Genomic DNA, 9,938 nt, shown 5'->3' on the forward strand with positions numbered 1-9,938 from the left:
GCCAGCCGCATCGCCCTCGAGCTTGCCGGGCCCGGCAGCTGCAAACAATCCATCAATTTCACTAAGGCCCCTCACGCACTATGAAGAACCTACTCCTTAATTCTCAAATCAGCAGATCCGAGCGGATGGGTTGAAGAGTCAAAAAATGACAGTTCGTGCTCCGGCAGTCTTGCCGCAAGCGAAAGCATCTGCTCTTCCTCTCGATTGCCATTTCCCGTCGGCCGCACCGAAACTGCAACCTGCCTCCGAGGTCCGGAACGGATCGCTTTCACGATATGATCATCATAAGACGAAAGTGAATGACCAAATATCACAGTGGGATCTTCATCTTGCGTCAACGAATCAAGGCAGAAGCTCAGATACGGAGACTGCCGGATGGTTCTCATCTTGGCATTCGAACTGCCTTCACTGACAAAAAGGGGGCGCCGCGACGCACTCGGCGTGTACTTCTGTTTAATGTCGAGCAAGCGGAGGCCCTTGCTCCGCCATTTACCGTTGGTGGAAGAGTTGTCATCCTGCCAGAGGTGCAGAGCGCCGTGGGGATAGAACACCTTCGTCGCCCTACTGTTCCTCACCTCAATGTTTTCCGGGTCGAAGTTCTCGCCATCCCACATGAAATCAACAGTGTTCAGCGTCCGCATCTCGTCAAGCATGTACACAAGACTCCAATAGATACACAAATCATACGAGGTGGAATATACACTTTGATAGCCGTTAAGCTCCGTCGCAACGCTCCTGTGCGCAGCCTCCGGAAATGCGGTCCAAGATACGTGGCTTGAGGCAACCGCATCGAAGAGACTGTCACGCACCGAACGGTACGCTTCATCGACAACATCGACAGGACCGCCTAGCGCAACTAGTGCTACGTGCGCTGCGTTGAGCGTCTCCAGCACCTGCTCAAAATTGGTCGTGTTCAAAGCGTCAAAGATCTTCTGCACGCGGCCTTCCAGTTGACAGTTTTCCCTGAGGGACGCATACCCAAATTTTTCCCACAGGTTTACACTTAGGCCGTTACCGACAACTAGTGTTCTCCAGCCTTCTTCGCGGATCTCATTCCAGTCGACAAGCGATTGCGCCATCTCTACCTCCTCGGCCTAGCCGCGGGGCCAGCTTTGCGCCCTGAGCCAGGTGCTTCCCATCGACCCGTGAACGAACACGAATTCGCAGCGGCCCGAATGTTGGATGATTGGTCCACTCTAACTGTATGAGGTCATGACGTTGCCAACAGGTTCATGGGCGCGGGGGGCGCCGAGGGCTGATGGTGCAGGTGGTCTGCGGCGGGAGATAGTTGTCATGGTGGACCCGGACGTTGATCGCATCGTGCCGTCCGTGTTCGGAGTAGATGGCTTGGTTGAAGAAGCATCTTTTTGGGCACGGCTCCGTGGGTAGCTCTCGACTTACCCGTTGTGCCTGGGGACGTGGGGGCGGGTCCGCTGATGCCGCGAGGCAAGCGCTGTCACGGCTTACGCGAAGGTCTTCGCGCGATAGTTGGAGCCGCTATCTGTGGCCACCCGGACCAGACGCGTGATGGCGTGAGCGGCGAAGACGTCCTTCCCCGGGCAAAGGTTGCAATAGTCGTTGCCACAGTCTCGTCCTCGAGGGTCTCGCCGCAGGCGAATAGGGAGTAGCCGTCGATCGCTGAACGCAGATCGGTGTAGCCCGCGCGATGATGGCAGGTCCGTTTGCAGCCGCAGCCCTGGAGCCACCAGCTTTCACCGGCTGCATTCTGACCGACTTTCTTCACGTCCAGGTGGAGCAGAGGTCGGGGGAGCGCGCAATGATCATCCCGGCCTCAGAGTGAAGGTTTCCGCACCCGTGCTCATGCACGCAAGGCCGGGTTCCGGGGCCCGGCGACTCGGTTCGGCGAGCAAGATCCTGTTGTTCATCGCAATCGTGGGGGTCGTCGTGCTGGTGGCCGGATGCGAAGAGATCGAGGTGATCAGTCGAGGAAGTACGACATCGCCTTCTCGTCCGTGTCCAAGACCGAATCCGGTTCTACTCCCAGCTGCAGGGCGAGTTCCACCGAGCCCGCGAGAGCGATCTCTGGGTCCGGTGAGAAGGCCAGATCCAGTGCATCGAGGTACCGCGCCATGCTCGCATCAAGAAGATCCAGCAGTTCGCGGTGCTCGGCGGCCAGATGCTCGTCGAGCTCGTGCTGCTCCGCGAGATGACGCACGAGCATCTCTGCTTCCCATGCGTTAAGCGCCTCGGTGACCGATGAGAAGACGAGGGTTCCGACGCTGTTCCCAATGACCGCGCCCAGCACAGGCACAGGGATGAGGGCCTGCCCCGCGAACGAGGACAGCGCGCTGACTGCAGCCTCCAGGGAGACGAGCTCTGCGTTCTCGATGAACTGCTGCTCATCGATCTCGCCGGAGCGCAACTTGTTCGCCTGTGCCGCGATCCCGAATCCTGCAGTGACGATGGAGCTTGCAACGGCTGCGGGGGTCGCGGTGAAGTTCGTGAGCGCGTAGATGCTGGCGCCTCGTACTCCGCCCTTGATGGCGCCGAAGCCCGTCGCGACAGCGATATCGTTCCAGTCCTCTGCGGTGAACTCACGGAGCGACTTTCCCTCGCGACGCTTCGAGGACACCGCGAGGATGAAGGTCGTGCCACTCTCGATCGTCGCCGCGACCATCGTCGCCTCTGCGCCCTCCTGCAGGGACGGGCGGTGTTCGACGTACGCGTCGTGACGCAAGGACTCGTCTGTTGAGCGAAGCGACTCCTTCTCCGCAGCCAGCGTTGAACCGTAGGCTCCCCGCTGCACTTCGTGGTACTCCAAGTGGGAGGGTTCCATAGCGTCGATACTGACCGACCCCTCGCCGAAGAAGGTCTGCACGCGCTGCCAATCCCGGAAGGATGGCCCATCGCCCGAGCGCGCCAGCTTCCCCGCGTCCTCGGCCGACATCCCATACAGGCTTCGAATCCTCTCGAAGTGGTCTGCGGGGATCTGGTACTTCCCGCCACTCTTGAGAAAGTCCGGGTACTTCTGCATGTGCTCCGCGACGGCACCCAGCCCGAGACGGCCGCCGGCAGCGACGAACTTCTGCTGGATGTCCACCCCGGCGCGCTGCAGGTCCACAGGTCCGTTGTCGTTGACCCACTGGTAGATCGACTCACCACCGAGAATGCGCGCTCGTGCATTGCCCACGCCCACCTCCGCGACCTCGGCGATAAAACCGTGCATGCCCTTCACCCCACCGCGATTAGTGGCGATGACTTCCAGATCGATCTTGCCCAGCGCCGCATCTATATTTACCAGCGCATCGGCGAGGTTCACGTCCTGCTGGCGGAACGCACGAAGCAGACCATCCAGCCTGACCTGATTCAAATGGGTGATCCATGCGGCGACCGCCTGCTCCTGGGTGCTACGCACCGCCTTATCAGGACTCGTCGCCATCATCGCCCTGCTCGATCCGAGTGCTGAGGAGAGCTGCGCACGCGAGCGTGTTGTTCACCAGCGCGACAATCCTCGACCTCTCGGAGTCCGTGAAGCCCAGGAAGTCCTTGCCGAAGAGGACTATCCCTTCTCCGTAGCTATCGGTCAGATGCTCGCGGAGCGATGCTGTTCGCTCCACCAGATCACTGAGCTCGGCATCTGTTGCTGCGACCTGAGCGATGTTCCGCTTCACCGCGAGCAATGCCTCATGTTTCGCTTCTCGGCTTTCGAACGTCTTCCGCGCATAGAGCGCCACCGAGGCCAGAAGCGTCGCCCCGGCCACCGTCCAGCCGATCGGGCCGGCCATCGCGAGCAGAGCCGTGCCCGCGGCGGTACCGCCGCCGCCAGCGGCAAGGGTGCCACCGCCGATCCATGCGAGCGCGGCATTCGACGCCGCGGCACCTGAGAGGGTCGAGATCGCGGTGCCGGTAGACGCAGTTCCAAAAGTGGTCGCGGCCCACAGTGCCGCAGTCGGGGCCATGCCTGCCACAGCGGCGCCTGCCGTGAACCCGGCCCCCGCTCCCACTGCTGATGCGCGCGCGGCCTCCAGGTCCTTGCGGGCGAACTCCTCCGCAGACTGGAACTGTTCACGGTGATGGTCGATCTGCGCGAAGTCGGTGGCAAATGACTTCGGGGTGTTCGCGATGCTGTTCACGAGCAGTTCGATGTGGCCAATGAGGTCCGTCGACCGTTCACGCAGGCGCAGGAGGGTGATCCCCTTGTCGCTCATCTCGGTGTAGACGGCGTTGTACTCAGTGACGGCTTCCTCGTAAGGATCGGGCTTCTTGGCGGTGAGTGACTCAGCCTTGTCCTTCGTGGCGTCCGTGAAGGCTCCCGCTGTCTCGACGATCTGTGACGACGCGCCGCGCGCGACCCTGCCGATGCCCTTCACGGTCTTCCCGAGGCCCTCCGCGGCGTTGCGCTCCGCGATGGCCTCCTCATGGGTATCGGACTTCTGAGCGGTGAGCGATTCAACCTTGTCCTTCGTGGCGTCTTTGAGCGTTCCCGCCGTCTCGACGACCTGCGATGACGCACCGCGCGCGACCTTGCCGATGCCTTTCATAGCCTTACCGACGCCTTCTGCGGCCTTGCCCGTCGCCGACGGTTCACTCTTCACAGAAGCCCTCTTCCCACGCGCGATATCTGCTGTTCAGAGAGTATCCGCAGCGGGGGACATTCGGGTCTGCAGAGAGGAAGCGTGACGCTTGTCAGCCACTCCGCTGCGTACGGCCGCCACCGTGTGCAGGCATGTCAGGCCCCGCAACACCTAACGGCATCACGTGATGACCTCACACGCATCGATGCACGTCAGGGGCCGCACGTGCTGGCCCGCGCTTCCGAACCACTCCGCGCATAAGGCACAGCTGAAAAGCGACCCACCGCGCATCTGAAGTCGTTACCGTGAGACACATGTCGATCAACCGCGGACTGCTGGCCTTCCGGAGCGTCGAAGACCTCCTTGGACAAACAGCCACTCCCCTCCGCATCCCGGACTTCCAGCGTCCCTACTCGTGGTCAGTCCAGAACGCACGTCAGCTCTTCTCGGACATCGGAAGCGCACTGGAGAAGCGCCCGGAGCAGCCGTACGTGATGGGCACGGTCATCCTGCTGATGCGGGCTGATCAGAAGCATTTCGAGGTAGTCGACGGCCAGCAGCGCCTTCTCACGCTCCACCTGCTGCGAACTTTGCTCCGAGGCGGCCGCGTGAGCCATCTCGAGGCCGGTGGAACTCCAATCCATCTCGCATACCAGGAACTTGCACGCCAGGTCCGCGATCTGGAAGACATCAGCAGCTACCGCCAGTTCCTCGACACCCAAGCTCAGGTGCTGCGGATCGTCACCGACGACGAGGACGAAGCCTTCCAGTTCTTCGACTCTCAGAACTTCCGGGGCAAGGCCCTGCGACCCCACGATCTGTTGAAGGCGTACCACCTCCGGGAGATGGCGTCATCGACCACCGCCGAGCAGCGAGCAGTGGTCGAGCAATGGGAAACCGCGGAAGAGAACGATCTGGATCGGCTCTTCGGCACCTACCTGGCACGGATCCACTGGTGGAGCAGGAACCTTCCCGCGCATTCCTTCTCCTCGGATGACCTCGAACTGTTCAAGGGCGTCAGCATGTCGACACCGCGTCTGCCTGGGACCGAGTACCACCGAGCCGCGAAGGCCGCATTGCCCGGCATGCAGGAATGGGCCCATCCCGACGCAGATGAGCGGACCTCCCGTGACCTGCGACGTGCGCGCCACCAGCTCGATGCACCGATCGTCGCCGGCAGGTCGTTCTTCGACTTCGCAGCCTTCATGCTCGAGGAGACCCATCGCCTGGAGGAGCTCATGTACCGGCGCGACGCCGAGACCGGGGAACCTGATCCCGACCTCGACCTCTTCGGCAGCGGCACCCGGTTCCGGTTCAATCGTGAGCTATACATCGCCGCAGCCCTCTATTACACGAACAAGTACTCCGAGGATGGCCTCCGTCAGGCCCGGCCACGCCTCTTCCGCTGGGCTTACGGCCTGCGTCTAGCTTTCGAGCGGCTGGGCTGGCGATCCACGGACAACTACGCGCTCGGGCTCATGGCCTCTCGTGACGGCCTCGCTGATTTCAACCTCTTCGCCCAGATCCGCGACGCCCTCGATCCCACGGCACTCGAGCTCGAGAACACCCCCGTTCCCCCGGCCGTCCGCTCGAAGAACGATGACGACCGGGTACTGCACGATTTGCTCCAGGAGATGCGCTGAGATGACCCAGACTTTCACCGACCATGACGTCCAGGCGATCACCGTCGGTCGCCTCTTTGCCAACCCCACCGAGCACTATTCGGTCCCGCTGTATCAGCGGAATTTCACCTGGGGCGAAGAGCAGATCCACCGCCTCGTCCAGGACGTGCTTGACGAGGCCAAGCAACCCGATCGCAAGGAGTACTTCCTGGGGAACCTCGTGGTCGCCCCACCGGAGAGCCCCGGTGAGCCCTTCGACGTGATCGACGGGCAGCAGCGCCTCACCACTCTCTTCATCCTGCTCACGGCGCTCCAGCAGATGCCCGATATCCCGACTCCTGCCGGCACGCTGCAGCCGCTCACTTATGAAGCCCGAGACAAGGCGACCCGGGCGCTGAGAGCCGTCGGCCGGAAGGACGACCTGCCGGAGGACGCAGAAGCGGATCACGAGGACTCCGGAATCCACCGCGCGGGGCAGATCATCGCCGAGCTGCTCGCGGATCCGGAGAGGAAGTCGGAGCTGATCGCGAGCGGCTTCGTGGAGTACCTGCTGACCAAGGTGCTGATCGTCCGGATGCCCATCGAGCGCACCACGGACCTGAACCAGTACTTCGAAATCATGAATACTCGCGGTGCGCAGCTCAGCCCCGTGGACATCGTGAAGGCACGCCTCTTGCGCTGCCTGCCCGACCCCACAGATCGCGCACTGCTGAACCATGTCTGGTCGGCGTGCTCGGACATGGAGCATTACTTGGCGATGACGGTGACGGCTGGAGACACGGCGTGGCGAGCTGACGTATTCGGCGAACACTGGGAAGGGCTGCCGAGCCAGGACTTCGACGTGCTTCGCGAGCAGCTCGTGACCGGGCGCCCCTCCGAGAGCCCGCCCGTACCGGACACCGTCTCCTCGGCGCCGTCTTCTGCGATGCCACTGGACGACGCGATCTCCCTCTACGCCCGTACCGAGACGGTCGAAGAGATCGCCGAGGTCACCGATGGCGAACGCTTCACCTCGCAGATCACGTTCCCGACCCTCCTGCTGCACGTTCTCGCTGTGCGACGTCCGCAGGGCGACTCAATGTCTCTGGACCGTCAGCTCGATGACAAGCAGCTGGTAGACCGCTTCGCCCGCCGGCTCGACGCTGAGGATGTCTCCCAACGGGCACGGTGGGTTCGCGAGTTCACTGTCGATCTGTTGCGGATCCGCGCACTTTTTGACCGTTACATCCTCAAGCGAGATGCCACCCTGACCGCTGGCCACGAGTCGACCAGCGACGATGAACCCGGCAGCTGGTCGCTCTACCGGATCGCCCGAGGGGAGTCGTCCAGCACCGGAAAGGTCCGTTACTCCCCACGCTACAAGCCCACGTTTGCCGACGACGAGAGCGGCGCCGGGCCACGCAGCCTTCAGCGCAGAATTCTGCTGCTGCAGTCTGCCCTGCGCATCACGTACACCTCCCCGCGCACGATGCACTGGGTCACCGCAGTGTTGCGTCACGCAACGGTGAGCGCCGACCGGGGAGAGCAAGTCACGGCGCAGAGCCTCCTCGACGTACTCCAGGCTCATGCGCTCGAGCGGCTGGACTTCGCGCTCCACCCTGACCGGACGAAGAACGAGGTGGGCCCGGATGACCTCCCGCTCGGATTCGGCATCCCCCGCATCGTCTTCACCTACCTCGACTACCTGCTGGTCGAGCGCGAGAACCAGTGGGACTTCACCTTCAGCTACCGCACCTCGATCGAACACTTCTCCCCCGGCACCGAGGACGTCGAGCACGCCTCCCCCGCTGAGCACGTGGTGGACAGGAGCCTGTTGAACTATCTCGGGAACCTCGCACTCGTCACCGTGAGCACGAATTCGAAGTTCAGCAACTACCAGCCCGGCCACAAGGCGCAGAACATGGCCGCTCGGCGCCAGAGCATCAAGCTCGATCTGATGGCTCAACGTGCCGCGACGGCGAGTTGGAATGACGCAGACATCCTGGAGCACCACGAGGAGATGGTGAATCTACTGTTTGGGGCGCTCAGGCAAAAGCCACCTCGACTCAACACGCTCACCTGAACATGCACCGTTCGGGGCCAGAGATGCTTAAAGTCAGAGGATGGAAACACGTGTCCAGACCCCCGGCCAGCTCTTCCAGCTGACGCAGACGCTGGAGATCCGGTCAAGTCCCGGGAAGTGGTGTAGCGATCCTTCGTTGAGAGGGGTCAGGCTGTTAGCGCGGGAAGGGCATCGGTGGTCACCTCGTTCGCCGGGTTGGTGGTGAGGGTGAGGCGGCAGCGGGCGAGGACGTCGAGGCCGAGGTAGCGGCGTCCTTCGGCCCATTCGTCGGTCTGTTCGGCCAGGACCGCGCCGACGAGGCGGACGATCGCCTCGCGGGAGGGGAAGATCCCCACGGAGTCGGTGCGCCGGCGGATCTCCCGGTTCAGTCGTTCAGCGGGGTTGTTCGACCAGATCTGCACCCAGACGTCTTTGGGGAACCCGGTGAACGCGAGGACGTCAGCGCGAGCGGCGTCAAGATGCTCGGCCACGGTGGGCAGTTTCTCGCCCACGTAGTCCAGCAACCGGTCGAACTGCGCGGTGACTGCGGCGGCGTCGGGCTGGTCATAGACGCTGTGGAGCATCGCCTTCACCGCAGGCCACATGGACTTCGGGCAGATGCTCATGAGGTTCGCGGCGTAGTGGGTGCGGCACCGCTGCCAGGACGCTCCAGGAAGGTGAATCGCCCCGGGTCTGGTGGAGGCTCTGAATCCACGGGAGGATGAGGAGCATGGCAGCACCGAGGAAGTACCCCGACGAGCTTCGGGAGAGAGCCACGAGGATGGCAGTTCAGTCACGGCGCGATCCATCGACGAGGTCGGGCACGTTTCGCCGTGTGGGCGAGCAGCTCGGGATCAATCCCGAGACTCTGAGGAACTGGGTCGTGCAGGCCGAGGTCGACGAGGGGCACCGTCCCGGGACCACGACCAGCGAGTCCCAGCGCCTGGTCGAGCTGGAGAAGGAAGTGCGTGAGCTGCGCAGGGCGAACTCGATCCTGCGGTCAGCCTCGGCTTTTTTCGCGGCGGAGCTCGACCGCCCACAGCGTTGATCGTGGAGTACATCGACCAGCACAAACAGGAGTTCGGCGTCGAGCCGATCTGTCGAACGCTGACCGCAGCGGGCACGCAGATCGCGCCGAGCACGTACTACGCGTTCAAGACCCGCCCACCCTCGAAGCGAGCACTACGCGACGAGGAACTGCTGCTCGAAATCCACCGAGTCCATGCGGCGAACTTCGGCGTCTACGGGGCGAAGAAGGTCCACGCCCAGCTGCGCCGCGAGGGCATCGTCGTCGCGCGCTGCACGGTCGAGCGGCTCATGCGCGCCGCAGGGCTGCGAGGGATCAGCCGGGCCAAGGGCCCGCGCACCACGATCTCCGGCCGCGGCCCGGATGATCGTCCTGACCTCGTCGAACGTGACTTCACCGCGACCGCTCCGAACCAGTTGTGGGTCGCGGACATCACCTACTGCCGCACCTTCGCCGGCTGGGTGTATGCCGCGTTCGTCATCGACGTGTTCTCCCGCCGCGTGGTCGGCTGGCAGCTCTCGAAGTCGCTACGAACCGACCTCGCGCTAGACGCGCTCGAGATGGGCATCTGGACCCGCGATCACGCAGGCCAGGCCGTCACCGGGCTCACTCACCACAGCGACAAGGGCGTTCAATACGTCGCCATCCGCTACACCGAGCGTCTTGCCGAGGCCGGCGCGGCCGCGTCGGTCGGCTCCACCGGCGACTCGTAT

The 9,938-nt window shown here is 63.0% G+C and carries 7 protein-coding genes, 1 pseudogene and 1 other annotated feature; of the genes and pseudogenes, 4 read left to right on the top strand and 4 right to left on the bottom strand.

Features of this window, described 5'->3' with window-relative positions; all coding sequences use genetic code 11:
* Positions 1-89: 89 nt before the first annotated feature.
* From ACT3UL_RS19085 to ACT3UL_RS19095, 3 genes are all read right to left on the bottom strand, one after another.
* Positions 90-1,079: a DUF4917 family protein gene (locus ACT3UL_RS19085; protein WP_444579986.1), complete on the bottom strand. Its 990-nt coding sequence runs from the start codon at positions 1,077-1,079 to the stop codon at positions 90-92.
* A gap of 860 nt (positions 1,080-1,939) precedes the next feature.
* Entirely contained in the window at positions 1,940-3,403 is a 1,464-nt protein-coding gene (locus ACT3UL_RS19090) for a hypothetical protein (RefSeq protein ID WP_444579987.1), read from the bottom strand.
* The gene (locus ACT3UL_RS19095) at positions 3,384-4,556 is read right to left on the bottom strand and encodes a hypothetical protein (RefSeq protein WP_444579988.1); all 1,173 of its coding nucleotides are present in this window, start codon (positions 4,554-4,556) and stop codon (positions 3,384-3,386) included. Before ACT3UL_RS19095 ends, ACT3UL_RS19090 begins: the two co-directional genes overlap by 20 nt.
* Before the next feature lie 293 nt (positions 4,557-4,849).
* Here ACT3UL_RS19095 and ACT3UL_RS19100 point away from each other — a divergent pair, with 293 nt between their 5' ends.
* Complete coding sequence (locus ACT3UL_RS19100; protein ID WP_444579989.1) at positions 4,850-6,178, top strand: DUF262 domain-containing protein; 1,329 nt, start codon at positions 4,850-4,852, stop codon at positions 6,176-6,178.
* Positions 6,135-8,219, top strand: a complete 2,085-nt coding sequence (locus ACT3UL_RS19105; RefSeq protein ID WP_444579990.1) for a DUF262 domain-containing protein — start codon at positions 6,135-6,137, stop codon at positions 8,217-8,219. Before ACT3UL_RS19100 ends, ACT3UL_RS19105 begins: the two co-directional genes overlap by 44 nt.
* Before the next feature lie 146 nt (positions 8,220-8,365).
* Here ACT3UL_RS19105 and ACT3UL_RS19110 read toward each other — a convergent pair.
* A pseudogene (locus ACT3UL_RS19110) lies at positions 8,366-8,884 on the bottom strand (transposase); the annotation flags it as partial.
* Between the two features lie 95 nt (positions 8,885-8,979).
* Between ACT3UL_RS19110 and ACT3UL_RS19115 the strand changes: the two are divergent.
* Together ACT3UL_RS19115 and ACT3UL_RS19120 are read left to right on the top strand one after the other, a co-directional pair.
* A complete protein-coding gene (locus ACT3UL_RS19115; protein ID WP_230846807.1) occupies positions 8,980-9,246 on the top strand; it encodes a transposase in 267 nt (88 codons plus the stop codon).
* Positions 9,207-9,335, top strand: a sequence feature (AL1L pseudoknot). It overlaps the preceding gene by 40 nt.
* Positions 9,249-9,938: IS3 family transposase (locus ACT3UL_RS19120; RefSeq protein WP_444579991.1), on the top strand; the 690-nt coding region annotated here is incomplete at its 3' end. Its footprint overlaps the feature before it by 87 nt.

Source organism: Brachybacterium sp. 107, from assembly GCF_052379725.1.
Taxonomy (GTDB): domain Bacteria; phylum Actinomycetota; class Actinomycetes; order Actinomycetales; family Dermabacteraceae; genus Brachybacterium.